The organism is Actinopolymorpha singaporensis, from assembly GCF_900104745.1.
GTDB lineage: Bacteria > Actinomycetota > Actinomycetes > Propionibacteriales > Actinopolymorphaceae > Actinopolymorpha > Actinopolymorpha singaporensis.
Genome location: NZ_LT629732.1, coordinates 5,572,343 through 5,598,373, shown reverse-complemented (window position 1 = coordinate 5,598,373; position 26,031 = coordinate 5,572,343). Strand labels below are relative to the sequence as shown.

Below are 26,031 nucleotides of genomic sequence, written 5' to 3'. Positions count from 1 at the left end.
GTACCGGTCAGGCGCACGGTCAGGCGGACGGTCCGGCGGGCGGCCAGCCGTTCGGTCGGGCGTTCGGTCGGGCGGAGCCCCGGCTCGACCGGCCCGGGCGGACGGCCGCCCTTGTCCACCGTCCTTGACCGGCCCCGTACGGCGACTTAGCCTCCAGAACAGGAAGAGATCACTCTGCGTCAGTCGCCGTCGTCGCCACTCGCGTCCCCCGGACCGAGCCTCACCTGCAACTTCCTCGAGACCGCCGCCACCATCGCCGTCGAACGGCTCGAAGAGTCGGACCAGTGACAACTCTGCGTCACCGGATCTTGCGCCAGGTGAGGCTGGTACGCGAGACGACGTGACACCCGGGCGCCGGGCGCGGCAAGGTCGCCGCCCGCCCACCGGCTCATGCGCGCCGACCGATCTCGTCCCGGGCCAGACCTCCACCGGCGGGTTCGCCGAGGTGGCGGTCGGGGAAGGGAGTGCTGCGCTGATGTGGTCGCTCGTCCAGGTCGCCCTGCTGCTCGTCGGGCTTGCCGTGCTCGTACTCCTCGGTGCCCTCCTTCGCCCCGCGTGGTCCTGGTGGGCCACCGCCCGTGCCAGGCCGGGAGGCCCGTCGGCCTCCGCCGCTGACACCGCCGGTGGTGCCGCCGCAACCTCACCGCCGGAGGAGCTGCGTGCCCGCTCCGACGACGTCGAGCGCCGTGAACGCCGCCTCGCCGAACGCGAGTCCCGGCTCGACGTGGCCGAACGCGAACTCGAGATCCGGAGCCGCACGATCTCGGCCACCCAGGAGGCGCTGACCGCTCGCCAGGCCGCACTCGCCGACCTGGAGACCGAGCGCAGGCTGGTCCTTGAGCGCGCCGCCCGGCTGACCGCCGACCAGGCCAGGGCCCAGCTCGTGAGCTCCATTGAGAACGAGGCCAAGCGCGAGGCGGCACTGACGGTCCGCGAGCTGGAACGCCAGGCACGCGCGGAGGGGGACCGGCGAGCCCGGGCCATCATCACCACGGTCGTACAGCGCCTGGCGACCGAACAGACCACCGACTCGGTGGTGACCACGCTGCAACTGCCCAGTGACGAGCTGAAGGGCCGCATCATCGGCCGGGACGGGCGCAACATCCGCGCCTTCGAGCAGATCACCGGCGTCAACGTGATCGTGGACGAGACCCCGGAGTCGGTCATGTTGTCCTGCTTCGATCCCGTCCGGCGCGAGGTCGGTCGGATGACCCTGGAGCACCTGGTGCTCGACGGACGGATCCATCCGCGCCGGATCGAGGAGCTGTACGCCCGGAGCCTCGGCGAGGTCGAGCAGACCTGCCTGCGGGCGGGAGAGGAGGCGGTCGCGGAGACCGGGCTGACCGACCTGCACCCCGAACTGGTCCGGCTGCTCGGCACGTTGCGGTTCCGCACGTCGTACGGCCAGAACGTGCTACGGCACCTGGTCGAGTCGGCGTCCATCGCGGCCCTGCTGGCCGCCGAGCTCGGGCTGGACCCGGCACTGCCCAAGCGGTGCGGGTTGCTGCACGACATCGGCAAGGCGCTCACCCACCAGGCCGAGGGCAGTCACGCCCTGGTGGGCGCCGAACTCGCCCGGTCGCACGGCGAGAGCGCGGAGGTGGTGCACGCGATCGAGGCGCATCACGACGAGGTGGAGCCACGCACGGTCGAGGCGGTGCTGACCCAGGCGGCGGACGCCATCTCCGGCGGCCGGCCCGGCGCCCGCCGGGAGTCGCTCGCGGCGTACGTCCAGCGACTGGAGCGACTGGAGGAGATCGCTCGGTCGTACCCCGGCGTGGACACCGTGCACGCGATGCGGTCCGGGCGGGACGTCCGCGTCATGGTGGTCCCGGCCGAGGTCGACGACCTCCAGGCGCAGGTGCTCGCCCGCGACATCGCGAAGCGGGTGGAGGCCGAGCTGACCTACCCCGGGCAGATCCGGGTCACCGTGATCCGGGAGACCCGCGCCACCGAGACCGCTCTGTGATCACGACCGGCGACCGGTGACCGGACGCCGACCCCCGGCGCACGGTGGACAGCGCGGGGGCGGGGCCGGGCCGACCGCGGGCTCAGCGAGCCGGGCCGGAGCCGCCCCCGGGCGTACCGCCGGACACACCAGTCGAGACACCGCCGCTGGGGTCGCCGGCCGGGGTGCTGGCCAACGGGACGACGGCCCGGCCCCTGCGGCGTTGCCGAGCCTCCAGCCACTGCGCGATCCGGGACAGCGTGTAGTTGATGACGATGTAGACCGCGGCCGCGATGGCTCCGGCCGCGATCGGGTTGTTGTAGCCGGAGATGACCTGCTTGGTGAACGACGCCAGTTCCTGGGAGCTGATGATGTAGCCCAGCGCGGTGTCCTTCAGCGCCACCACGCACTGGCTGATGATGGCCGGGAGCATCGTGGTGACGGCCTGCGGAACGAGGATCAGCAACATCACGCTGCTCTTGCGCAGACCGAGCGCGTACGCCGCCTCCGACTGGCCGCGCGGCACCGCCTTGATGCCGGCGCGGAACACCTCCGCCAGCACCGACCCGTTGTAGAGCATCAGGGCCAGCACCAGGGCCCAGAAGCGGCCCGTCACGTCGCCGAAGCCGAGGAAGACGGCCAGGATCAGCAGCACCAGCGGGATGGCACGGAAGAACTCGATCACCGCGATCGACGGCCAGCGCAGGATCGCGTGGTCGGACAGCCGGCCGGCGGCGAACACCGCTCCGAACACCAGGGCCAGCACGATGGCGACGGCGGCCGCGGTCAGCGTGGTGACGATCGCCTCGCCCAGCCCGCGCAGGATGTCGGGGTCGGCGAACGGCTCGAAGGCCTTCGGGGTGATCTGGTCGGCGGCCCACAGCTTCCACAGCACGAACCCGAGCAGGGCCAGCAGGACGAGCGCGCCGATCACTCCGCCGATGCGGTGCCGGCGCCGGGCGACCGGGCCGGGTACGTCGAAGAGGACTGTACTCATCGGGTCACCGTCCAACGTCGTTCGAGCAGGGAGGCGCCACCGGCGATCACGAAGACGATGATCATGTAGCCGATCGCGATACCGGCGAACAGCCACCACAGGGCGGTCGGGAAGTCGCGTACCAGCGAGTCGAGCTGGTAGCTCGCCTCGGTCACGCCGAACACCTCGGCGATGGCGGTGTTCTTGGTGAGGGCGATGAGGATGCTCGCCAGCGGTGGTACGACGGCGCGGAACGCCTGCGGCAGCACGATCAGCCGCAGACTCTGCCCGAACGTCATGCCGATGGCCCGGGCCGCCTCCGCCTGGCCGGCCTGGATGGCGTTGATGCCCGAGCGCAGCGCTTCGCACACGAACGCCGCGGTGTAGAGGGAGAGTGCGATGATCGCCCGGACGAAGAAGCTGTACTGCAGCCCGACCGCCGGCAGCCCGGTCACGACGATCAGGAAGACGATGAGCAGCGGGGTGTTGCGGAAGACCGTGACGTACGCCGTGCCCGCTCGCTGCAGGACCGGCACCGGGGAGACCCGCATGGCCGCCAGGATGGTGCCGAGCAGCGTCGCGACGACCCCGGAGACGACGAGCAACTGGACCGTGAGCCAGAAGCCGGAGAGGATCTTCGGCAGGTTGTCGATCAGCACGTTCACGTCGGGCTGGTCTCCCTTGGTCGGCGCCCGATGAAGCGGACGGGTGGGCGACATAGGCCTGCCCGGCGCGGGCCGCGCGCCGGGCAGGCCTGTGCTCACTGGCAGTTGGGGTCCGGCTTGGGCGGGGCCGGCGCCTTCACGTCGGCCTTGCCGAGCGTGGCGTCGAACGCCTTCTTCCAGTCCCCGTCCTTCACCGACTTGTTGATGGCGTCGGTGAGGTACTTGCACATCCCGGTGTCGCCCTTCTTGAAGCCGATCCCGTAGCGCTCCTCGGTGAACGGCTTGCCGACGACCGCCAGGTCACTGTCCTCCGCGGCGTAGCCGAGGAGGATCGCCTCGTCGGTGGTGACCGCGTCGACGGACTTGTTCTTCAGCTGGGTCACGCACTCGGAGTAGGAGCCGAACGGGGCCGGGTTGGCGCCGTACTTCTCCTCGACCTGCTTCAGCGAGGTCGAGCCGGTGACGGAGCAGACCTTCTTGCCCTTGAGGTCGCTGCCGGACTTGATCGACTTGTCGTCCTTGCGGACGAGCAGGCCCTGCCCGGTGACGAAGTACGGTCCGGCCTGGCCGACGACCTGGCGCCGCTCGGGCGTGATGGAGTACGACGCGAGCACGAGGTCGACGGTGCCCTTCTGCAGGAAGGGCTCGCGGTTCTTCGACACGGTCTCGACCCACTCGATGTTCTTGGGTTCGATGCCCATGCCGCCCGCGATGATCTCGGCCATCGCCACGTCGAAGCCGGTCGGCGTGTCGGTGCCGGGCTTCTTGTAGCCGATGCCCGGCTGGTCGAACTTGATGCCGATCTTGATCTTCTTCGCCTTGGCGAACTTCGCCATCGACGAACCCGCGGGGAACTTGGGGTTCTCGGCGACCTTGACGTCCGTCTGGCCTCCGCCGCTGCCTCCGCAGGCGGTGAGGGCCAGCGCGGCTACCAGGCCGGCTCCGAGCAACCGCAGACTGCTCTTACGCATGACGTCCCTTTCTTGTGGTGGCCCGCAACCCCAGCTTGCGTATGGTCCCGGCAGGTCCGGTGGGGAACGGCTTTCGGCGTGTGCGGGTTGAGCTCTTTGCTGCGGGAACGGGAGGCCGCCCCGCTGTGGTCGGTGATCCTAGGCGGCCGCGCGGCCCCGGCGCAGCATCATCAAAGGTCGACTGAGGCATCGTCACGGTCCGGTGCGGCTTAGCTACGGCGCTCAGTGCTGAAGGATCTTGGAGAGGAAGTCCTTCGCCCGTGCCGACTGGGGATTGGTGAAGAACTCCTCTGGGGTGCGTTCCTCGACGATCCGCCCGTCGGCCATGAACGCGACCCGGTCGGCCGCGCTGCGAGCGAACCCCATCTCGTGGGTGACGACGACCATCGTCATGCCGCCGCGGGCGAGGTCGACCATCACGTCGAGTACTTCCTTGATCATCTCCGGGTCGAGTGCGGACGTGGGCTCGTCGAAGAGGATGACCTTCGGCTCCATCGCCAGGGCGCGGGCGATCGCCACCCGCTGCTGCTGGCCGCCGGACAGCTGCGCGGGGTACTTCTCGGCCTGGTTGCCGACACCCACCCGGTCCAGGAGCGCCCGGGCCCTCGTCTCGGCCTCCGCCTTGGGAACCTTGCGGACCCGGATCGGGCCGAGCGTGACGTTCTCCAGCACGGTCTTGTGCTGGAAGAGGTTGAAGGACTGGAAGACCATGCCCACGTCGGCGCGGAGCTGGGCGAGCTTCTTGCCCTCCTCCGGAAGGTGCTGGCCGTCGAGCCGGATCTCTCCGGAGTCGATCGGCTCCAGTCGGTTGATCGTCCTACACAGCGTCGACTTGCCCGACCCCGACGGCCCGATGATCACCACGACCTCACCCGCGTTCACGGTGAGGTTGATGTCCTGGAGCACGTGCAGGTCACCGAAGTGTTTGTCGACGTGCTCCATGGTGACCAGCGGGCGTGCGGAGGCCGCGCCGGCAGAGGGCGGTCGCTCGCTCGTGTCTGTCATGACGGGGAAGGTACCTTCCTTCGAGTTCTGACGCGAGACCGCCCGGCGGTCTGTAGCCCGACTGGAACATGACGATCACGCCGTGGCGACCGTGATCGTTCGCGGGGTGCTCCGCTGACGTCCGGGACGGCACCGATCGACCCGGACGTGTATGTCGCTTTCGCCTCGAGTCCCGGGCAGGTCGAGGCAGGTCCCGGGCAGCCCCGTGCACGGCGGGACCGGGAGATCCGGGTACATTTCGGTCAGATCCCGCAGTTCCGCCGCTGAGGGGGCCGCCTGCCCCCCTGCCGCGACCACGGTGCGCCGTACCCTTGGACGGTCATGACGCACCGTATCGAATCCCCGGCATCCGGCGCTGCCGTCGGCGATCCCGGCACGCGCACGTACGAGCTGCGCACCTTCGGGTGCCAGATGAACGTCCACGACTCCGAGCGCCTGTCCGGACTGCTGGAGGACGCGGGCTACGTCCGCGCGCCCGCCGGCGCCGCGGCCGACGTCGTGGTCCTCAACACCTGCGCCGTCCGGGAGAACGCCGACAACAAGCTGTACGGCAACCTCGGCCACCTGGCGCCGGCGAAGGCCAGGCGCCCCGGCATGCAGATCGCCGTCGGCGGGTGCCTCGCCCAGAAGGACAAGGGCGAGATCGTCCGCCGGGCGCCGTGGGTCGACGTCGTGTTCGGCACCCACAACATCGGCTCGCTGCCGGCCCTGCTGGAGCGGTCCCGGGTGCTCGGCGAGGCGCAGGTGGAGATCAAGGACTACCTGGAGACGTTCCCGTCCACCCTGCCCTCGCGCCGGGAGTCGCCGGCCGCGGCCTGGGTCGCGGTGAGTGTCGGCTGCAACAACACGTGCACGTTCTGCATCGTGCCGGCGCTGCGCGGCCGGGAGAAGGACCGCCGGCCCGGCGACATCCTCGCCGAGGTCGAGGCGCTGGTCGCCGAGGGTGTCCTCGAGGTCACGCTGCTCGGCCAGAACGTCAACGCCTACGGCGTGGAGTTCGGCGACCGGTTCGCGTTCGGCAAACTGCTGCGGTCGTGCGGGGAGATCGAGGGGCTGGAGCGGGTGCGGTTCACCTCCCCGCACCCGCGCGACTTCACCGACGACGTGATCGCCGCGATGGCGCAGACACCGAACGTCATGCACCAGTTGCACATGCCGCTGCAGTCGGGATCGGACCGCGTGCTGAAGGCGATGCGGCGTTCCTACCGCCAGGCCCGCTACCTCGACATCGTGGCGAAGGTGCGGCAGGCGATGCCGGACGCCGCGATCACCACCGACATCATCGTCGGCTTCCCCGGCGAGACCGAGGAGGACTTCGAGGAGACGCTGAACGTCGTACGCGAGGCGAGGTTCTCCGCGGCGTTCACGTTCCAGTACTCCAAGCGGCCGGGTACGCCGGCGGCGACGCTGCCCGACCAGGTACCCAAGAGGGTCGTGCAGGCGCGGTACGAACGCCTGGTCGAGCTCGTCGAGGAGCTCGCCTGGGCGGAGAACCGCGCGCTCGTCGGCCGCCAGGTCGAGGTGCTCGTCTCCGAGGGGGAGGGCCGCAAGGACGCCGCCACCGAACGCATGAGCGGACGCGCCCGGGACAACCGGCTGGTGCACTTCTCCGGTGGCCGCCCCGGTGGCGCCGCCCTGGCCGGCGTACGCCCCGGCGACCTGGTGACGGTCGAGGTCACCTACGCCGCCCCGCACCACCTGGTCGCCGACGGCCCGTTGCTGGACGTTCGGCGGACCCGGGCCGGTGACCTGTGGGCGGCCCGGCAAGCGGGACCGACGCAGACCGCGGACGTGTCGGGTACGCCGTCCGGGGTCCTGCTCGGAATGCCGGCCGTCCGCCGCTGACCGCGGGCGGGTGGCTCAGGGTGCGGGCGCGAGGTTCTCCGACCGCACCTGCCACCCGGTATCGGGGAACCCCGGCGCCGGACCCTCGGGGGCGCCGTCCCAGCCGGCCGCCATCATCGCCACGGCGTACAGCAGACCGCCGTTGCCGGGGAGGTACAGCGGCAACGTGCCCGGGCGCTGGAAGTTGTGCCCGTTGCCGAGGTAGTGGTTCTTCGGCGTGTCCAGCAGCAGTGCCTCCACCGCGAGGCGGGGTTCGCCGACCCGGCAGGCGGTCATCGCCAGCAGGGGATAGTCCCAGCCCCACGTGTCCGACCACTCCCAGCGGTCGAGCACGTCGCGCAGCGTGGTCCGCATGAGGTCGACGTCGGCCAGGCCGACGTCGGGCACGAACCCCAGGGCACCCACCATCGTCGGGTGGCCCTCGCGTTCGGTCACCGGGTGTTCCAGCTCGACGTAGCGGCCGTCGCGTTCCGGCAGCGGCCCGAGATGCTTCGCCACCGCGTCCCAGGCGGGTACGCGGGCCAGGCCGAGGCGTTCGCGCCACAGTTGTGCGTTCTGCAGGCCCCATCGCCAGTACGCCAGCTCGAACGCGGGGTTGCGGGCCTCGCGGCGCAGTGGGTAGGCCTTCTCCTGCGCCGACGCCACCGGCGGTCCGAGGTCGAAGCGTTCCCGGCGCGGATCCCAGGTGGCGTACGACGCCATGAAGGCCGCCGACTCGAAGACCAGGCGGGCGAAGCGTTCCGCCGTACGCCGGGACGGCCGGCGCCGCCAGACCAGCTCGGCGAAGTAGATCGGGTGCGGCTGCTGCCACACCAGCAGCGCGCCGATGTCGCTCGGGCTCTCCCGCGCCTCCGGCCCGACCTGCTTGGGCCAGCGGGCCCCGGAGTAGCCCTGGAGCCGGGCGGTCTCCTGGGCGGCCGACAGCGCCTTGTCGTACCACCCGAGGCTGCGTTCGAGCAGGGCCGGGTGGTTCCAGAGCGCGAAGTGGGCCGCGTGCCACCAGTGCATCTCGAGGTGGAACTTCCCGCGCCAGCTGTTGGTGACCAGACCGGTTTCCTGCGGCGGGGTCGAGCCCGCGCAGTTGACCGCGGTGAGGTACTGCGACAGAACCACCCGGCGTTCGAGCTCCCCGGCCCGCGGGTCGGTGGAGCCGGACAGGTCGACGATCCCGCCGGTCGACCAGAACTCCGTCCAGGACACCTCGGCCGCGGCAAGCACGGCGGCCACCGTCGGCGCCTCCTCGACCGGGGCGGGGGAGAAGCCGACGGTGAGTTCGAGGACGCCCACGCCGTCGGCGTGCACGATGAACTCGTGCGGTCCCAGCTGCTTCAGCGCCGCACCGGCCGACCAGGTGAGCGCCACGTGGTGCACGTCGTCGTCGAGTACCCGGCGGATGTCGGCGCGGTTGTCGCGCACGTGCACCTCGGAGAGGTGGCTGGTGGGCGAATCCCAGTCGCACGGCTCGCTCCAGTCGCCCACGGCGTACGGGAAGCGGGTGCCCACCGCGAGCTCACCGCGCGCCAGCAACTGCGACTCCACGCGTACCGCGAGCAGGTCGAGCTCGGGGTCGCAGACCGTCGTCACCTCGACCGGCGTCCCGTCCAGCTCGAACCGGCTCTCGATCCGGCCACGCCACAGGTCCAGCCGCTGGCTGACCGCGCCCAGCTCCGACAGCTGCAGCAGTTGTCCGCCGGGGCGCACGAACCCGATCCGGCCGAGGTCGATGCGGTGGGGGTTCTCCCGCAGCCACTGGCGGGCCAGCCTGGCGCGGGAACGAGCCGACGGGTCGCCGAAGTCCGGGCCGGTGGTGGAGTACGGCACCGAGCGCCCGGCCGCCGTCGCGTAGTCCTCGAAGGACTCCTCCAGCGCGTAGCCTTCCGGGTTGGGCGCGGTGTGCCAGGCCCACTGCGCCTGGGTTCCCAGCCGCATACCTTCGGCGTGGAACGAGGGAAACGTCTGCAGGCCGGTCACGTCGGCGGTGAAGGCGAACTCGCCGTTGCCGACCGTGAGCGGCTCCAGCGGGTCGGCGGAGGTCCGCCGGACGTTGTGGCGCGCGACGATGCGATAGCGGTCCATCAGCATGAGAACGAAGTGAAGTTCCGGTAGTTCGCGAGGGAGAACGCGCGGGTGGGTGTGGCCCAGTCGGCGCCGGCCTCGGAGAACAACAGCCCGTCGCGGGCGCAGCGCTCGATGAGGTCGTCGACGCCCACCAGGTGCACCCAGCGCTCGCCGTTCTCGTCATGGACGGTGGTGAAGCGTGGCGAGACGGGGCCGGGTCTGCCTGCGGACTCGTACATGCCGTTGAGGGCGAGGACGAAGCCTCGGGTCATCCTAAGGGGACACAGGAGCCGATCGTCGTAACCGCGGACGACATTGACCAGATTCGCGAGCAGATCGGGCGACCCGGGGTCACCCGGCGCGCGGCCGGCGCGCGCCGCGTCGGCGGCCAGCGCCTCGACCGCCCGGACGGCTGCTGCCGGCGGTGGCTGAGCGATGCGCGCGGACTCCAGGGTGAGTTGTCCGGTCGTGTAGTACGCCCGGGCGGTTGCCCGGCTGCCCCGGACGAACACGTACGGCGGCACCTGCACCGGCGCGCACAGCGTGACCGACGCGACGACGGTGCGGCCCTCGGCGGTCTCCACGCGGACGCTCGCGGTGTCGTCGCCCTCGATGCTGTCCCGGCAGCGGTACAGCTCCGCCCGCACCGCGGTCGGCGTGGCCGGGCTGTCGTCGTGGTCGCCGGCCACGATCAGGGCGTTCATCAGCCCGTGCGCGAGCGGATTCGTGAGCGTTCCGTCCAGGACGTACCTGCGGTCGTGGACGAGGCGGCCGGCCCAGTCGGTGCGCGCGTAGTAGGAGTCCGGACGCGACCAGCGGCCGCCCAGCCCCACGTGCTCCACCTCGCCGAGCGCGCCGTCACGGGCGAGCCGGGCCAGCGCGCGGACGGCCGGTGCCCGGGCGTTCTGGAATCCCACCTGGCACAGCGGACCGCCGGAGTCGCCTGAGTCACCTGAGCCGGCAGAGCCGGCGGAGTCCTGCAGGGCCAGCAACCGGTCCATGTCCTGCACGGTCACCACCGGCGGCTTCTCCACCAGGACCGAGGCGCCGGCGGTGAACGCCTCCTCGATCATCTGCGCGTGGAGGGGGATCGGCGTGCCGAGCACCACGATGTCGGGGCGGTCGGTGGCCAGCAGGTCGGTGAGGGTGCGGTGACCGTGCGGCGGTGGGCCGTCGTACGCCCGTGCGGCGAGGTGTTCGGCGACCACGGCGGCGGCGTCCGGCGCGACGTCGGCGTACCCGACCAGCCGCAGCAGCCCCTGCTCCTGCAGCCGGGCGGCGTTGCGCAGGTGGGTACGGCCGTATCCGTTGACGCCGACCAGCCCGACGCGGGGTGTCGTATCCCCGGGGTCGGCCTGAGGGGAGCTCAGAGGTGGGGTCGTCACGTCGCCTCCTCGTACCGGCGTGCGAGGTGTGCCGCACAGGTTGGGCAACCCATCGTACGAAAGCGCTTTCCCGTACCCGTCCTCCGCGGGCCTCGGGCAGCCCCGCGAGGGGGCCGGGGCCGGGTGATGGGGTTCAGTACTCGGCCGCGGAGCGTCGCGGGGCCCGGTCGGTGCGCTCCGAGTGGCCGCCGCCGTGGCCGGCGTGGTCGGCGTGGTCGGCGTCGTCCGTGCCCTCTCCACCCTCCACGTTCTCGGTACGGCGGTCGCCCCCGGCCGGGGGCATGATCAGGGCCGGTACCAGCCGCAGCCGCTGGTCGCCCGTCGCGGGCGAGCCGGACAGCGACCGCAGCAGCCAGAACGCCGCTCCGAGCGGCACCTCCAGTACGAACGTGAACATCGAGAACAGCAGCACCGCCGCGGTGACCGGCCCCGGCGCCCCGCCCAGGTGGATCATCACCGCCGCCGTGCCGGCCTCGGCGATCCCGAACCCGCCCGGCGTGACCACCACGGTGGTGAGCAGCCGGCCGAGGGCGAACGCCGCGACGGCCTCGCCGACGCCCCGGTAGGCGCCGGTGGCCAGCAGGCACGCGCAGAACAACGCGGCCTGCAGCGCGAGGTAGGTGCTGATCCCGAGGGTCATCGGCAGCCACGACGACCTGAGCAGTCCCGAGGTCGTTACCCGCAGCCGGGCGAGAGCGGTGCTGGCCTGGTGGTCGGCGGGCCGGATGCGGCGGGGGAGTAGCCGCAGTGCACGGTCGGCCGCCCGGCCAACGACCTCGGCGGCACTGTCCCAGCGCAGCGCGACCACCAGGGCGGCGACCAGCCCGAACAACGCCAGCGAGGCGGTACCCACGGGGACGGCGAGCCAGGCGTCCGGCACGTGCCCCGCGGCCAGCAGCGCGAGCAGACCGACCGCCGGCAGCAGGAACCTCGCCAGGACGTTGCAGATGCCGGAGGCGACCGTGGACACCGCGATCGCGTGGCTGCGGAACCCCCACGACCGGGCCATGGCGAAGTTGACCGCCACACCTGCGGCCCCGCCGAACGGCATCAGGTTGCTCACCGCGCTGCCGACCGCGTTCAGGGTCAGCGCCTGGCGGTGGTTGAGCCCGGGCAGCGACGCGGTGAGCACCCAGGTGTACGCCCACAGGCCGAGACCCCACAGGGCGAACAGGCCCACCACGACCCACGGGTTCAGCCGGGCGAACTGCGCCCAGATGATGCCCCAGTCGATGCCCACGATGTAGGGCAGGGCCACGACCAGTCCGATCGCGACCAGGACCGAGGCCACCGACAGCGCGGTGCGCACCCACGGGTGGCGGAACGCGTCTCCGGTCGCCGTCACCGCGCACCGCCGGGAGTGCGGGACGTGGCGAGCCCGGCGAGCGGGTGCGTCAACCGGGTGCCGGGCGCGAGGTCACGCTGGACGTACCACTCGGTGCCGAGCACCAGCCGGAACAGCGGCCCGGGCAGCCGGCGCAACGCCGCGACGGTCCGCACCGAGTCGCCGCCGGTGGCCTGGGTGGCGTGCGCGGCCAGGCTCGCCCGCTTGGCTCGGGCGTACCGGCGTACGTCGATCCGGTGGGTGATCTCCGGCCGGGGCGCGAACGCGCGCTCGAAGCTGCTCACGTCGAACTCCGGCGGGAAACGGTAGACCCGCCCCACCAGGCGCAGCGCGCGCAGCAGCAGCTCCCGGTCGACGGTCGCCTCCAGGACGGTGGGTGTACCGGCGAGTTCGGCGGCCCGGGCGCCCACCTGGTGCACCCGCACGTGGTCGGGGTGGCCGTAGCCGCCGGCCGGGTCGTACGTCGTCACCAGGTCGGCATGCTCCTCGGCCAGCAGCGTGGCCAGCCGCCCGGCCGCCTCGTCGACGTCGGCGCGGACGAAGGCCGGCGCCCAGGTGGGTTCGGCCCGGCCATCGAGGCCGGAGTCGGCGTAGCCGAGATGTTCCACACGAGCGACGCCGAGTGCCGCGGCGGACGCGCGGAGTTCGGCGAGGCGTACGTCGCCGAGCCGGGGAGCGGCGGTGCGGTCAGCGGGAGCGCCGGAGCCGCGTCCGGCGCCTCCCGACGTGCCGCGGCCCGTCCCGGCGATGATCGACTCCGGCGCGGCCAGTCCCTGGTCACCTGCCGTGGCGACCACCAGGACGACACGGTGCCCCTCCGCCGCGAGCCGGGCCATGGTGCCCGAGGTGAACAACGCCTCGTCGTCGGGATGAGCGTGGAAGAACACGCACGTGCGGCCCATCCCCCCACCCTCGCACGGGTGGGTACGAAACCGCCGTGTCCTCAGGGACATCTCCGGGAATCCTCCAGTGGCGACGGCGTGGGCCAGTGCTGATACTCATGAACGGCTCGGATCGGCGCACAGGGCCTGGACGACGTGGACGAAGTGGGTTACGCAGACGACATGGCCGACGGGAAACGCGGGGCGAGGCGGACGCACGCCGCCGCGGAGCCCGTCACCGTACACCCGCTGCCCCGCGTCCTCTCCCGAGCCGGACCGGGGGCGGCCTGGATCGCCCCGACGAACGTCGACACGGGGGACCTGTGGTGAAAGTCGTACACGTGAGTGACTGCTTCCTGCCTCGGCTCGGCGGGATCGAGATCCAGCTCGCCGAACTCACCCGGATGCAGCACCGCGCCGGCCACCAGGTCGAGGTGGTCACCGCCACCCCCGACAGCACCCCCGACAGCGCCAGCGGGGACGCGGCCTGGGCGGCCGCCGCGGGGGACCGGTCCGGTGGGCCGGGCGTGCCGGTCCATCGGGTGGTGGCGCCGCTGCCATGGGAGCTGCCGGTCCATCCGCGCACCGGTCGGCACGTCGGCGGGTTGTACGCCGAGCTGCGCCCGGACGTCGTCCACGTGCACGTCGGCGCCGTCTCGCCGTTCGGCTGGGCGGCCGTACGCGCGGCGGCCCGCCGGCGCCTGCCCACCGTGGTGACCGTGCACAGCATGTGGGACCCCGCCACCTGCGCCATGTACCGCGCCCTGGACGCCGGCGCCGGCTGGACCGGCTGGCCGGCGGTGGCGTCCACGGTGAGCGAGGCGGCCGCCGCCCCGATCCGGCGGGTGGTCGGCGACCGGGTCCCCGTGCGGGTGGTGGCGAACGGCATCGACACCGCACAGTGGCGGCCGGTCGAGCCCGCGGACGAGGTGGAACGGCGCCGACCCGGCGTCCACGTGGTAGCCGTGGGCCGGCTTGCCCCGCGCAAGCAGCCGTTGACGTTGCTGGCGATCCTGCGGGCCGCCCGGTCCGCGCTGGGCGGACGGGTGCCGTTGTACGCCACGGTCGTCGGCGACGGGCCCGCACGTCCGCTGATGCAGCGCTACCTTCGCCGGCACGCGATGACCGACTGGGTGGAGCTCACCGGCCGCCTGGACCGGGACCGGGTGCGTGCGGTGCTGGGGTCGGCTGACGTGTTCCTCGCCCCCGCGACGCGGGAGTCGTTCGGCATCGCCGCGCTGGAGGCCCGGCTGGCCGGCGTACCGGTGGTGGCGTACGAGCGCGGCGGCGTGGCCGACTTCGTCGTCTCGGAGAAGGAAGGCCTGCTCGGCGGCTCGCCGGCCGAACTCGCCGCCGCGGTGGCCCGGCTGGCCGGTGACGACGCGTTGCGCGGCACCATCGCGAAGTACAACCGGTCGACGGAGCCGGTGCGCTGCACCTGGCCGGTGGTGCTGGCCGACTTCGACGAGCTGTACGCGCTGGCCCGGCTCCGGGCAGGACGCTCGGCACCTTAGGTTTCCCCGGCGCCCGCGTTCCCGCACAATGGGGTCCCCACGAACGGTGAACCAGCAGGCGGAGCAGGCGGGAGGAACGCGATGCGTACGACGTTGCGCGACGTGGCCCGGCTGGCCGGCGTGTCGCCGAAGACGGTCTCCAACGTCGTCAACGGCTACCTCCACGTGCGGGCGGAGACCCGGGTCCGGGTGGAGGAGGCGATCGTCACCCTCAACTACCGGCCCAACCTGTCCGCCCGCAACCTCCGCCGCGGCCGTACCGGCGTGATCGCGCTGGCCGTCCCCGAGCTGGACGTGCCGTACTTCGCCGAGCTCGCCCGCCACCTGGTCGAGGCCGCGGACGCGCACGGCTGGACCGTGCTGGTGGACCAGACCGACGGCGTACGCGAACGCGAACGCCAGGTGATCGGCGGGATCCGCGACCAGCTCATCGACGGCCTGGTGCTCAGCCCGCTGGCCCTCACCGCGGCCGACCTGGCCGAGCGCACCGACGCCACGCCGATGGTGTTGCTGGGCGAGCGCATCCACCGGGGCCCGGCCGACCACGTGCTCATCGACAACGTGGCCGCCGCCCGGGACGCCACCGCCCACCTGCTCGGGCTGGGCCGCACCCGGGTCGCCGCGATCGGCGCCCAGCGCAGTGCAGCCGGGGTGACGGCCCGGATGCGGCTGCGTGGCTACCGTTCGGCGCTGGCCGGTGCCGGGGTCGGCTACGACGAGCGGCTGGTCGCCTCCACACCGCGGTTCCACCGCGCGGACGGCGCGGCGGCGATGGCGGAGCTGCTGGACGCCGGCGCTCGCCCGGACGCGGTGTTCTGCTTCAACGACCTGCTCGCTCTCGGTGCCCTGCGCACCCTCGCCGAGCGCGGCCTGCGGGTACCCTACGACGTGGCGGTGATCGGCTTCGACGACATCGAGGACGGCCGGTTCAGTGTGCCGACGCTGTCCACCATCTCCCCGGACAAGCGCCGGATCGCCGGGTGCGCGGTCGATCTGCTGCACCGGCAGTTGCGGACCGGTGCGGCCGGGCGCGCCGATGCCGACGGCGGGCCGCAGGAGGTGTACGCCGACTACCGCCTGATCGCGCGGGAGAGCACCGGCGCGGCCACCCCGCTGCTCGGGTCGCTCCCGCCGGAGACTTCGGGCTTCTCGGTCCCGTCGTCGCCCTAGCCGTCCCGAGCCCCACCCGTCGGCGGTCTCACCGGTCCCGCCTGCCGCGCCCGGAATTCCGGCACCCTGACGACGTTCCGTGGTCGTCGGGTCGCTCCGCGTCCCCCGAGGTTGCCGTCGGTGGGCGCCGCGCGGCCGCGCGTTCGGGCTGGGCTAGCGTCACTCCCCAGACATTCCTGTCCCGCCGGCCCGAATGTGGGAACGCTCCCATATGTCGGCCCCGGGTGACCTTCCCGGTTCCTTCGGAGGACCCATGCACGATGACCAGAAGCTGGTGGAAGCCCGGCTGGAACGCGCTCTCCAGCAACGGCTCCGCCCCGCTCTGTACGGCGACACCGTCCCGCTCGACATCGAGGTGTGGCATGCCCCCGGTGAGCCGGTCCCGGTCACCGAAGCCTTCGCGGCCGACTTCAAGCCGGCCGCCCTGGGTGACAAGTGGGGCCCGCCGTGGGGGACCAGCTGGTTCCGGCTGACCGCGCAGGTTCCCCAGGAGTGGGACGGCCTTCGGGTGGAGGCGGTCGTCGACCTCGGCTTCGGCGGCGGACCCGGCTTCTCCGCCGAGGGGCTCGCCTACACCCCCGACGGTGACCCGATCAAGGGCCTGAACCCCGACAACATCTACCTCCCGATCAGCGGACTCGCGGCCGGCGGCGTCTCGCCGTCGGAGCACGCCAAGGCCAAGGGAGGTGCGGCGTTCCAGGTCTACCTCGAGGCAGCCGCCAACCCCGCGGTGATCCAGTCCGGCTTCCTGCCGACCGACCTGGGCGACAAGTCCACCGCCGGCACCGAGCCGATGTACGAGATCCGCCGGGCCGAGCTCGCGGTGTTCAACGCCGACGTCTACCACCTGCTGCGCGACATCGAGGTCCTCGGGCAGCTGATGCACGAGCTGCCGACCGACCTGCCGCGCCGGCCGGAGATCCTGCGCGCCCTCGAACGCGCCCTGGACGCCCTCGACTACGACGACATCCCGGGTACGGCCGCGCTCGCCCGTGAGCAGCTCGCCCCGGTGCTGGCCAAGCCGGCGTACGCCAGTGCCCACCAGATCTCCGCGGTCGGCCACGCGCACATCGACTCGGCCTGGCTGTGGCCGCTGCGCGAGACGGTGCGCAAGGTCGCCCGTACCGTCTCCAACGTCACCACGCTGGCCGCCGACCACCCGGACTTCAGGTTCGCGTTCTCCCAGGCCCAGCAGCACGCCTGGATGAAGGAGCACCACCCGAAGGTCTGGGACCGGCTGAAGGCCGCCGTCGAGTCGGGCCAGATCATCCCCATCGGCGGGATGTGGGTCGAGTCCGACAGCAACATGCCGGGCGGCGAGGCGATGGCCCGGCAGTTCGTGCACGGCAAGAAGTTCTTCCTGGACGAGTACGGCATCGAGACCGAGACGGTCTGGCTGCCGGACTCCTTCGGCTACTCCGCGGCGATGCCGCAGCTGGTGAAGCTCGCCGGCAACAAGTGGTTCCTCACCCAGAAGATCTCCTGGAACCAGACCAACAAGTTCCCGCACCACACCTTCTGGTGGGAGGGCATCGACGGGACCCGGGTGTTCACCCACTTCCCGCCGGCCGACACCTACAACGGCCAGCTGACCGGTGAGGAGCTCGCCCGCGCCCAGCGCAACTACCAGGACCAGGGCGGCGGCACCTGGTCGCTGCTGCCGTTCGGCCACGGCGACGGCGGCGGCGGACCCACCCGGGAGATGCTCGGCCGGGCCGAGCGGCTCGCCGACCTGGAGGGCTCACCGAAGGTGACCATCGAGCACCCCGCGGACTTCTTCCAGCGCGCCCACGACGAGTACGCCAAGGCGCCGGTGTGGGTCGGTGAGCTCTACCTCGAGCTGCACCGGGCGACCTTCACCTCCCAGGCCAAGACCAAGCAGGGCAACCGTCGCAGCGAGCACCTGCTGCGCGAGGCCGAGCTGTGGTCCGCCGCGGCGGCGGTCGCGGGCCGGCTGGAGTACCCGTACGAGGACCTGGACCGGATCTGGAAGTCCGTCCTGCTCAACCAGTTCCACGACATCCTGCCGGGCAGCTCGATCCACTGGGTGCACCGCGAGGCCGAGGAGACCTACGCCCGGCTGGCGGTGGAGCTGGAGGCGATCATCGAGCGCGCCCAGCGGGCCCTGGCCGGCGAGGGCGACGCCACCGTCGTCTTCAACGCGGCACCGCACGACCGCCTCGGTGTGCCCGCCATGGGCGCGGACGTGCAGGCCTCCTCGCACGCGCCGGAGGTTTCGGTACGCCGTGACGGTGGCGCCGTCGTCCTCGACAACGGTCTCGTCCGGGTGACCGTCGACGAGCGCGGCCTGCTCAGCTCCGTGGTCGAGCTGGAGTCCGGCCGGGAGGCGATCGCCCCCGGTGCGGCCGGCAACCTGCTGCAGCTGCACGTCGACACGCCGAACCTCTGGGACGCCTGGGACGTCGACCCCTTCTACCGCAACAAGGTGCGCGACCTCACCGACGTCGACTCGATCGAGGTCGTGTCGGAGTCGGGGACCGAGGCCGCGGTGGCGGTGACCCGTTCGTTCGGCGGTTCCACGGTCCGGCAGACCATCCGCATCGGGGTCGGCGAGTGCCAGGTCAACGTCGACAACGAGATCGACTGGCACGAGAAGGAGAAGTTCCTCAAGGTCGCGTTCCCGCTGGACGTGCGTGCCGACCAGTCCGCTTCGGAGACGCAGTTCGGGCACGTGTTCCGGGCCACCCACACCAACACCTCGTGGGAGAACGCGAAGTTCGAGATCTGCGCGCACCGGTGGATCCAGGTGGGCGAGCCGGGTTACGGCCACGCAGTGGTCAACAACTCGACGTACGGCCACGACGTGACCCGCGACGTCCGTGAGGACGGCGGCACCACCACCACGGTGCGGCTGTCGCTGCTGCGGGCCCCGCGGGTGCCCGACCCGGTGACCGACCAGGGCGTGCACAAGCTGTCGTACGCGCTGGTGCCGGGCGCCGGCATCGCCGAGGCGGTCGAGGAGGGCTACCGCATCAACCTCCCGGCGCGCACGGTGACCGGTGCCGAGGGCGTCGCCCCGCTGGTGCGGGTGGACAACCCGGCCGTGGTGGTCGAGGCCGTCAAGCTGGCCGACGACCGGTCCGGCGACGTCGTGGTCCGGTTGTACGAGGCGCACGGCGGCCGCGCGACCGGCCGGGTGTCCACGTCGTTCGGCGTCGCGTCGGTCAAGGAGACCGACCTGCTCGAGCGTCCGCTGGCCGACCGCGAGGTGGTCGACGGTGCGGTCGAGGTGGCTCTGCGGCCGTTCCAGATCCTCACCCTGAGGTTCGCCCGCGCCTGATCGTGTGGGCGCCTGGCCGCTCGATCGCCTGATCCTCGACGGCCTGATCATCGGTCGGATCGCCGGTTGGCGCTAGACAGCAGAGCCGGTAGGTGGCCGGCCCGGGTTCGCCCGGGCCGGCCACTGTCGTTTCCGGGCTCCCGCCTGGTTGTGACACAATCTCGCGCATGGGCGAGGTCAGCCGGGCGGCCGCCGAGGAGGTGGCGGAGGTTCTGCGTGCCCGGCTGCTCGACGGCGCGCTGCCACCGGGCGCGCACCTGTCGGAAGAGCAGCTCGCCGCGGAGTTCGGCGTCGGCCGCTACACCGTGCGGGCGGCTCTGCGGGCCCTGGTGACCGCCGACCTGCTCAGCCACGTACGCCATCGCGGTGCGTTCGTTCCCGACCTCACCATCGACCGGGTGGACGAGCTGTTCGGCTACCGCGCCGTCATCGAGCTCGGCGCGCTCCGGCTCGCCCTCGCCGGCGGCCGCGACCTGGCACCGGTGGAGTCCGCCGTCGCCGCCCTGGAAGCCGTCGACCGGCCCGGCGGCCCGCCGGCCGCCTGGCACGACGTGACCGCTGCCCACCGAGCCGTGCACCACGCACTGGTGGCCGCGGCCGGCAACCCCCGCCTGCTCACGGCGTACTCCGCGTGCGAGGACGAGCTGCAGTTCCTGCTCGCGTTCGCCCGGCCGGAGTTCACCCCGGGCCGTCTCGCCCGCCTGCACCGGGAGCTGCTCGCCAACCTCGACCGCGGCGTGGAGAAGGCCCAGCGTGCTCTCGCCGACGATCTGGAGGTCGGCCGCCAGGGACTGGTCCGCGCGCTCGCCCTGCCCCCTGATGCGCCCACCGATGCGCGCACGGATCCGCAGACAGATTCGCCCACCGATCCGCCCACCGATCCGCCCGGACCGAAGAGCCCCGCCGGACAAGGGAGAACCCTCCGATGACGACGCAACGCCGACTGCCCCGCTGGTCCGAGCTCAGGCCGCTGGTGCGTACCCGCCGGCCGGAGCTGAACGCCACCAAGCGGCGCCTGGACCGCGCCCTGACCATCGCAGACCTGCGGACGATCGCCAGGCGGCGGACGCCGAAGGCGCCGTTCGACTACACCGACGGCGCGGCCGAGGGCGAGGTCACCCTGAACCGCGCGCGTTCGTTGTTCCACCGGCTGCAGTTCAACCCGAGCATCCTGCGGGACGTGTCCAAGGTCGACCCGAGCACGACCATCCTGGGCCGGCCGTCGGCGTACCCCTTCGCGTTCGCGCCCACCGGCTTCACCCGGATGATGCAGCACGAGGGTGAGCCGGCCGTGGCCCGCGTCGCCCAGCGCACCGGCATCCCGTACGCGCTGTCGACCATGGGGACCACCTCGATCGAGGACGTCGCCGCGGCCGCACCCGAGGCCGACAAGTGGTTCCAGCTGTACGTCTGGACCGACCGGGCCGCCGGCAAGGACCTGATGGACCGCTCCCTGGCCGCCGGGTACACCACGCTGGTGCTCACCGTCGACGTGCCGGTCGCGGGCGCGCGGCTGCGGGACGTCCGCAACGGCATGACGATCCCGCCCAGCCTCACGCCGAAGACCATCCTCGACATGGGCATGCACCCGGCGTGGTGGCTGAACCTGCTGACCACCGAGCCGCTGACGTTCGCCTCGCTGTCGGACTGGCCGGGCACGGTGGCCGAGCTGATCAACCACATGTTCGACCCCACGGTGACCTTCGACGACCTGGCCTGGATGCGGGAGGAGTGGCCCGGATCGCTGGTCGTCAAGGGCATCCAGAACGTCGACGACGCCCGCAAGGTGGTCGACCTCGGCGTCGACGGCCTGGTGATCTCCAACCACGGCGGCCGCCAGCTCGACCGCGCGCCGGTGCCGCTGCAGCTGCTGCCCCAGGTCGTGGACGCGGTGGGCGACCGGGCCGAGGTCTACATCGACACCGGAGTGATGACCGGTGCCGACATCGTGGCCGCCTGCGCGCTCGGCGCCCGCGCGGTGCTGGTCGGCCGGGCGTACCTCTACGGCCTGATGGCCGGCGGCGAACGCGGCGTGCAGCGGGCCGTCGAGATCCTCGGCAGCGAGATCACCCGCACCATGCAGCTGCTCGGCGCCGCCGACGTCGGTGAGCTGCGGCCGGAGCACGTCACCCTGCCCGCGGTCCCGTTCTGACCCCGTAGCCGCACCGGCCCGGGCCGCCCGGTAGGTCCGCCCCGCCGGTGGACTTTCCGGGTCGCCCCGGGGACATCCCCCGTGCTTCCCCCGGGGCTTCGGTGCAGGATGGACGGAGGGCTGACGCGACGGAAGGTGAATCCGAATGTACGACGACGCGACCTGGTTCCCGGTCTGCGCCGGACTGAGCGCCTTGGGTGTGGTCGCGGCGTTCTTCGCGTTCCGCCGCCGTGGCGCGGCCGCCGGGCTGCGGCTGTTCGGCTGGGCCGTACTGCCGATGGCGATCTACCTCACCGGCATGGTCCGGCTGCTGTGGACTGTCGGCGCGGCGCTGGTCAAGTGGGTGAGTGGGTTCGTCTTCAGCCCGTACGTCTGGGCCGGGCTCGCGTTGTTCGGGGTCGCGGCGATCTGCCTGCCGGTCGCCGCGGCCATGCGCCGTCGCCGCTCCCGCGCGGGGGAGGTCGAGGCGGGCCGTACCACGAGCGGCACCCGCGCCGCCGGTTCGAACGCCGTCGGTTCGAACGCCGTCGGTTCGAACGCCGTCGGTTCGAAGTCCGCCGGTGCCAACCCCGGGGGGACCGCGAAGGGTGCCGGCAAGCCCAAGGCGGTCGAGCAGGGCAAAGGTAGGAGCAAGGACAAGCCGGAGGACCCGCTCGCGGGCTTCGAGGACATCGACGAGATCCTCAAGCGCCGCGGCATCAGCTGACCTGTGGACCGGCCGGTCCCGAAGCGCACCAGCCGTCAGGCCGGTCCGGAATCCGGCGGCGTTACGCTGCCCGCCGTGATCGCCGCCGCCGTCTGCCCGCACCCGCCCCTGCTGGTCCCCGAACTCGCCGGCGCGAACGCCGAGGAGCTGGCCGGCCTGCGGTCGGCCGCCCGGTCCGCCGTACGCCACCTGCTGGCCGCAGGCCCCGACCTGGTGGTCTGCGTGGGTGGCGCGCCGGCCGCAGACACCGTGCTCACCTGGGGCAGCACCGCGACCGGATCGCTCGCCGCGTACGGCGTCGACGTAGGAGTGGGCGGCCCAGGCACGGCGGGGACGGGCACGCCGAAGCCGGAGTCCGGCGAGGTGGCGAACCCGGACCTGCCGCTCGCGCACACTGTGGGCGCCTGGTTGCTGGACTCCTGCGGATACACGGGAGAGCGAAGCTACGTCGGCGTACCCGACTTCTACGACTCCGCCCGGTGTGCCGACCTCGGCGCCGCCCTCTTCACCAACTGCACCACCCCTGCCACGTCGACTGCCACATCCACTGCCACATCCACTGCCACCTCGACTCGGCAGGCGGGCAGGATCGGACTGCTAGTGATGGGCGACGGCTCGGCGCGCCGGGGCCAGCACGCCCCCGGAGCCGCCGACCCGCGCGCACCGGAACTGGACGCACTGGTGGCCACCTCGCTGGGAACAGGCGACCTCGACGGACTCCGGGGGCTTCGACCCGACCTGGCGCGTGAGCTGCTGGTTGCCGGCCGGGCGGCCTGGCAGGTGCTGGCAGGTGCGGCGGGCGCCGCGGTGGGGGCCGGTCGCCGGCTCGAACCACGTCTCCTGGCGGACGAGGCCCCCTACGGCGTCGGCTACTTCGTCGCGTACTGGCGACTGCTTGGCTGACCACCGGGACGACGGTGTCCCGGGTGCCGCGAGCGTTCCCCGGCAATGGTGGACTGGGGTGACGCAGGGATGGTTCCGGTGGTGGTCCGGGGTGGAGTTCGCTCGTTCGAGTTCTACCCGAGCCGAACCGACCACACACCACGCCGCCACGCCGCCACCTCGCCGTGCCCATCGGAGAAGGAGACCGAACGCGTGACCAGGCCCTCGGTGCCCTCGGTGCTCGCCGTCGTCGGACCGACCGCGGCCGGCAAGTCCGACCTCGCCGTCGCGCTCGCGCTGCGCCTGCACGGTGAGGTGGTCAACGCCGACTCGATGCAGGTCTACCGGGGCATGGACATCGGGACCGCCAAGCTCCCGCTCTCCGAGCGCGGCGGCGTACGCCACCACGTGGTGGACGTGCTCGACGTCAGTGAGACCGCGACCGTGGCGGAGTTCCAGCAGCGGGCCCGGTCGGCCGTCGCCGACTGTCACGAGCGCGGCGTCCTCCCGGTCGTGGTGGGCGGGTCGGCGTTGTACATCCGGGCCATCCTGGACAGGTTCGAGTTCCCCGGCACCGACCCGGCGATCCGCGCACGGCTGGAGGGCGAACTCGCGCAGGTCGGCGCCGAACGCCTGCACGCCCGGCTGGCCGGACTCGACCCGGCCGCGGCCGCGGGAATCCTGCCGACGAACACTCGGCGGATCGTCCGCGCACTGGAGGTGATCGAGCTGACCGGACGGCCGTTCACCGCGACCCTGCCCGCGTACGAGTACGCCTTCCCGCACGTGCGTCAAGTGGGCCTTGACGTGCCTCGGGACGTGCTGGACGAACGCATCCGCGAGCGGGTGGACCGGATGTGGGACGCCGGGTTCGTCGCGGAGGTACGCCGGTTGGACGCGGCCGGTTTGCGCACCGGACTGACTGCCGCTCGGGCGCTCGGCTACTCCCAGGTGCTGGCGTTCCTCGCCGGTGAGTGCACCGAGCAGGAGGCGAAGGAGTCGACCGTACGCGCGACCCGGCGGTTCGCGCGCCGGCAGGACTCGTGGTTTCGCCGCGACCCGCGGATCCGCTGGCTGCCGTACGACGCGCCGGATCTGGTCAACCGCGCCGTCGACAGCGCCGTCGGCAACACAGCCGACGACGCTGCTGACGACGCCTCCGACCTGGGCTGACGCCCCGCAGCCTGCTGCAGTGTGGCCCCGGGCAAGCCGAGCCTTCCGGCAGCCGGCGTGCGAATCCCGCGATCCCTGGCATGATCATCAACCTTCGCCAGCGTGTTCCGGGGCGGGCTGTGCCGCCGTTCACGGCCGGGAGCGCGGGCCGACGAGAAGGGAGCAGTCGATGCGTCGATCCGTCGTCGTCACCGCGGTGGGGGCGCTCGTCACCGCCGCCGCGCTGGGGCCGGCCGCGGCCGCCGATCCGCCGCACGGTCACCAGCTGAGGAACGAACCGGTCAAGACACCTGTCGCCCGTGGTTACGGTGGCGGAGTGGCGACCGTCGACCTGGACGCGACGCGGGCGGGCATCGAGGTCCTGCGCCGGGGCGGCAACGCGGTCGACGCGGCGGTGGCCGCTGCCGCCACGCTCGGCGTCACCGAACCCTTCTCCGCGGGCCTCGGCGGTGGTGGCTTCTTCGTCTACTACGACGCGAAGTCCGGCAGGGTGCACTCCATCGACGGACGCGAGACCGCCCCGGCGAGCGCCACCGACAAGCTGTTCGTCGACCCCGAGACGGGCAAGCCGCTGTCGTTCCAGGACGCCCGGGTGAGCGGCCTGTCCGTCGGGGTGCCGGGCACACCGGCGACGTGGGACCGGGCCCTGGACAGGTGGGGCACCTGGTCGCTGCGCCAGGCGCTGGCACCGGCCACGAAGGTGGCCTCGCGGGGATTCGTGGTCGACGACACGTTCCGGTCCCAGATCCAGGAGAACGCCGACGTCTTCGACGACTTCACCTCCACCCGGAAGCTCTACCTTCCGGGCGGTGCGCCGCCCGCGGTCGGCTCGGTGTTCCGCAACCGCGACCTCGCGCACACCTACCGCATGCTGTCCCGCGAGGGCATGAAGCCGTTGTACGACGGTGAGCTCGGCGCCGAGATCGCGCGGACCGTGCAGCACCCGCCGGTCACCGCGGACGCCGACCGGGTGGTGCGCCCGGGCGCCATGACCACCGACGACCTGGCCGCCTACGACGCGCCCCTGCGCGCACCGACCAAGGTGGACTACCGCGGCATGGACGTGTTCGGCATGGGCCCGCCGTCCTCTGGTGGCTCGACCGTCGGCGAGGCGCTGAACATCATCGAGGCGACGAACCCCGACCGCCAGGACAAGGTGGGCGTGCTGCACACCTACCTCGAGGCCGCAGCGCTCGCGTTCGCCGACCGCAACCGTTACGTCGGTGACAGCGAGGAGGTGAACGTACCGCTGCCGCAGTTGCTGTCCCAGGGCTTCGCCGACGAGCGTGCCTGCGAGATCCGGCCCGACGCCGTACTCAAGAAGCCGGTCGCACCGGGCGTGCCCGACGGCGACTACGGCGGCTCCGCCGCCTGTGGCACGAAGGCCGCGGTCGCCCCGGCCGACCAGCACGAGGGACTGTCCACCACCCACCTCACCGCGTCCGACCGGTGGGGCAACGTCGTGTCGTACACGCTCACCATCGAGCAGACCGGCGGTTCGGGCATGGTCGTGCCCGGCCGCGGCTTCCTGCTGAACAACGAGCTGACCGACTTCAACTTCGAGCCCACCCAGGGTGAGGCGCCCGACCCCAACCTGCCCGGCCCGGGCAAGCGGCCCCGTTCGTCGATGTCGCCCACGATCGTGCTCGAGGACGGGCACCCGGTGCTGGCGCTGGGCAGCCCGGGCGGCGCGACGATCATCACCACCGTCCTGCAGACCCTGGTCAACCGCTACGAACTGGGGATGAGCCTGCCGGACGCGGTGGCGGCGCCACGCGCCTCCTCGCGAAACACCGCACTCGAGGCCGAACCGGCATTCCTCGCCTCCGCGGAGGGGAAGGCACTGGTCGCCGAGGGGCACGCGTTCAGGTCCGTGCCGGAGATCGGCGCGGAGACCGCGCTGCAGTTCGGTGAGCGTGGCGCGGTCGAGGCGGTGGCCGAGCCCACCCGCCGCGGCGGCGGCTCGGCGATGGTCGTACTGCCCACGGGCGGCCGCGGCCACGGACACGTTCCGGCGCCGCGGTGACCCGACCGACCCCGTAGCCTGGGGTGGA

Annotated in this window: 20 protein-coding genes; 12 read left to right on the top strand and 8 right to left on the bottom strand. The window is 72.2% G+C overall.

Translation table 11 applies throughout. The annotated features are described in order from the left end of the window. Nucleotides 1-475 precede the first annotated feature (475 nt). Complete coding sequence (gene rny / locus BLU27_RS25025) at nucleotides 476-1,969, top strand: ribonuclease Y (protein ID WP_092656066.1); 1,494 nt, start codon at nucleotides 476-478, stop codon at nucleotides 1,967-1,969. A gap of 82 nt (nucleotides 1,970-2,051) precedes the next feature. Here the strand turns inward: rny and BLU27_RS25020 are convergent, their stop codons facing one another. From BLU27_RS25020 to BLU27_RS25005, 4 genes are all read right to left on the bottom strand, one after another. Further along, nucleotides 2,052-2,945 (bottom strand): amino acid ABC transporter permease, encoded by an 894-nt coding sequence (locus BLU27_RS25020; protein ID WP_092656065.1) that lies wholly within the window; start codon nucleotides 2,943-2,945, stop codon nucleotides 2,052-2,054. Beyond that, nucleotides 2,942-3,589 carry an amino acid ABC transporter permease gene (locus BLU27_RS25015; RefSeq protein WP_092656064.1) on the bottom strand — a complete coding sequence of 216 codons (648 nt, stop codon included), beginning with the start codon at nucleotides 3,587-3,589 and terminating at the stop codon, nucleotides 2,942-2,944. Before BLU27_RS25015 ends, BLU27_RS25020 begins: the two co-directional genes overlap by 4 nt. A gap of 95 nt (nucleotides 3,590-3,684) precedes the next feature. Further along, nucleotides 3,685-4,560, bottom strand: coding sequence for a glutamate ABC transporter substrate-binding protein (locus tag BLU27_RS25010; protein ID WP_092656063.1), 876 nt, complete (start codon nucleotides 4,558-4,560; stop codon nucleotides 3,685-3,687). Between the two features lie 222 nt (nucleotides 4,561-4,782). Then, nucleotides 4,783-5,502 (bottom strand): amino acid ABC transporter ATP-binding protein, encoded by a 720-nt coding sequence (locus BLU27_RS25005; protein ID WP_422386111.1) that lies wholly within the window; start codon nucleotides 5,500-5,502, stop codon nucleotides 4,783-4,785. Between the two features lie 384 nt (nucleotides 5,503-5,886). Between BLU27_RS25005 and miaB the strand changes: the two genes are divergently transcribed. Next, nucleotides 5,887-7,410 carry a tRNA (N6-isopentenyl adenosine(37)-C2)-methylthiotransferase MiaB gene (gene miaB / locus BLU27_RS25000; RefSeq protein WP_092656061.1) on the top strand — a complete coding sequence of 508 codons (1,524 nt, stop codon included), beginning with the start codon at nucleotides 5,887-5,889 and terminating at the stop codon, nucleotides 7,408-7,410. 15 nt (nucleotides 7,411-7,425) lie between these two features. Here miaB and BLU27_RS24995 read toward each other — a convergent pair whose 3' ends face one another. The 4 genes from BLU27_RS24995 to BLU27_RS24980 form a co-directional block, all read right to left on the bottom strand. Then, nucleotides 7,426-9,492 (bottom strand): hypothetical protein, encoded by a 2,067-nt coding sequence (locus tag BLU27_RS24995; protein WP_241827623.1) that lies wholly within the window; start codon nucleotides 9,490-9,492, stop codon nucleotides 7,426-7,428. Continuing rightward, nucleotides 9,486-10,853 carry a Gfo/Idh/MocA family protein gene (locus BLU27_RS24990; protein WP_157728795.1) on the bottom strand — a complete coding sequence of 456 codons (1,368 nt, stop codon included), beginning with the start codon at nucleotides 10,851-10,853 and terminating at the stop codon, nucleotides 9,486-9,488. Before BLU27_RS24990 ends, BLU27_RS24995 begins: the two co-directional genes overlap by 7 nt. Before the next feature lie 133 nt (nucleotides 10,854-10,986). Further along, complete coding sequence (locus BLU27_RS24985; RefSeq protein ID WP_241827622.1) at nucleotides 10,987-12,198, bottom strand: lysylphosphatidylglycerol synthase transmembrane domain-containing protein; 1,212 nt, start codon at nucleotides 12,196-12,198, stop codon at nucleotides 10,987-10,989. Further along, on the bottom strand, nucleotides 12,195-13,100 hold the full coding sequence (locus BLU27_RS24980) for a PIG-L deacetylase family protein (RefSeq protein WP_092656059.1): 906 nt from the start codon (nucleotides 13,098-13,100) through the stop codon (nucleotides 12,195-12,197). Before BLU27_RS24980 ends, BLU27_RS24985 begins: the two co-directional genes overlap by 4 nt. 162 nt (nucleotides 13,101-13,262) lie before the next feature. On the opposite strand from BLU27_RS24980, the gene BLU27_RS30025 reads away from it, so the two are divergent. The 10 genes from BLU27_RS30025 (at nucleotide 13,263) to ggt (ending at nucleotide 26,003) form a co-directional block, all read left to right on the top strand. Beyond that, on the top strand, nucleotides 13,263-13,409 hold the full coding sequence (locus BLU27_RS30025) for a hypothetical protein (RefSeq protein ID WP_197681569.1): 147 nt from the start codon (nucleotides 13,263-13,265) through the stop codon (nucleotides 13,407-13,409). An 11-nt stretch (nucleotides 13,410-13,420) separates the two neighbouring features. Next, nucleotides 13,421-14,593 (top strand): glycosyltransferase family 4 protein, encoded by a 1,173-nt coding sequence (locus tag BLU27_RS24975; RefSeq protein ID WP_197681568.1) that lies wholly within the window; start codon nucleotides 13,421-13,423, stop codon nucleotides 14,591-14,593. An 81-nt stretch (nucleotides 14,594-14,674) separates the two neighbouring features. Then, nucleotides 14,675-15,763, top strand: coding sequence for a LacI family DNA-binding transcriptional regulator (locus BLU27_RS24970; protein ID WP_092656058.1), 1,089 nt, complete (start codon nucleotides 14,675-14,677; stop codon nucleotides 15,761-15,763). Nucleotides 15,764-16,016: 253 nt separating this feature from the next. Then, on the top strand, nucleotides 16,017-19,064 hold the full coding sequence (locus tag BLU27_RS24965; protein WP_092656057.1) for an alpha-mannosidase: 3,048 nt from the start codon (nucleotides 16,017-16,019) through the stop codon (nucleotides 19,062-19,064). A 167-nt stretch (nucleotides 19,065-19,231) separates the two neighbouring features. Next, the gene (locus BLU27_RS24960) at nucleotides 19,232-19,993 is read left to right on the top strand and encodes a GntR family transcriptional regulator (protein WP_092656056.1); all 762 of its coding nucleotides are present in this window, start codon (nucleotides 19,232-19,234) and stop codon (nucleotides 19,991-19,993) included. Next, complete coding sequence (locus BLU27_RS24955) at nucleotides 19,990-21,216, top strand: alpha-hydroxy acid oxidase (protein WP_092656055.1); 1,227 nt, start codon at nucleotides 19,990-19,992, stop codon at nucleotides 21,214-21,216. Before BLU27_RS24960 ends, BLU27_RS24955 begins: the two co-directional genes overlap by 4 nt. 145 nt (nucleotides 21,217-21,361) lie before the next feature. Then, complete coding sequence (locus tag BLU27_RS24950; protein ID WP_092656054.1) at nucleotides 21,362-21,922, top strand: hypothetical protein; 561 nt, start codon at nucleotides 21,362-21,364, stop codon at nucleotides 21,920-21,922. Between the two features lie 75 nt (nucleotides 21,923-21,997). Further along, nucleotides 21,998-22,825, top strand: a complete 828-nt coding sequence (locus tag BLU27_RS24945; RefSeq protein WP_092658235.1) for a class III extradiol ring-cleavage dioxygenase family protein — start codon at nucleotides 21,998-22,000, stop codon at nucleotides 22,823-22,825. Nucleotides 22,826-23,017: 192 nt separating this feature from the next. Beyond that, complete coding sequence (miaA, locus tag BLU27_RS24940; RefSeq protein ID WP_241827621.1) at nucleotides 23,018-23,977, top strand: tRNA (adenosine(37)-N6)-dimethylallyltransferase MiaA; 960 nt, start codon at nucleotides 23,018-23,020, stop codon at nucleotides 23,975-23,977. Nucleotides 23,978-24,146: 169 nt separating this feature from the next. Then, nucleotides 24,147-26,003, top strand: coding sequence for a gamma-glutamyltransferase (gene ggt, locus BLU27_RS24935; protein ID WP_092656053.1), 1,857 nt, complete (start codon nucleotides 24,147-24,149; stop codon nucleotides 26,001-26,003). The last annotated feature ends 28 nt before the right edge of the window (nucleotides 26,004-26,031 follow it).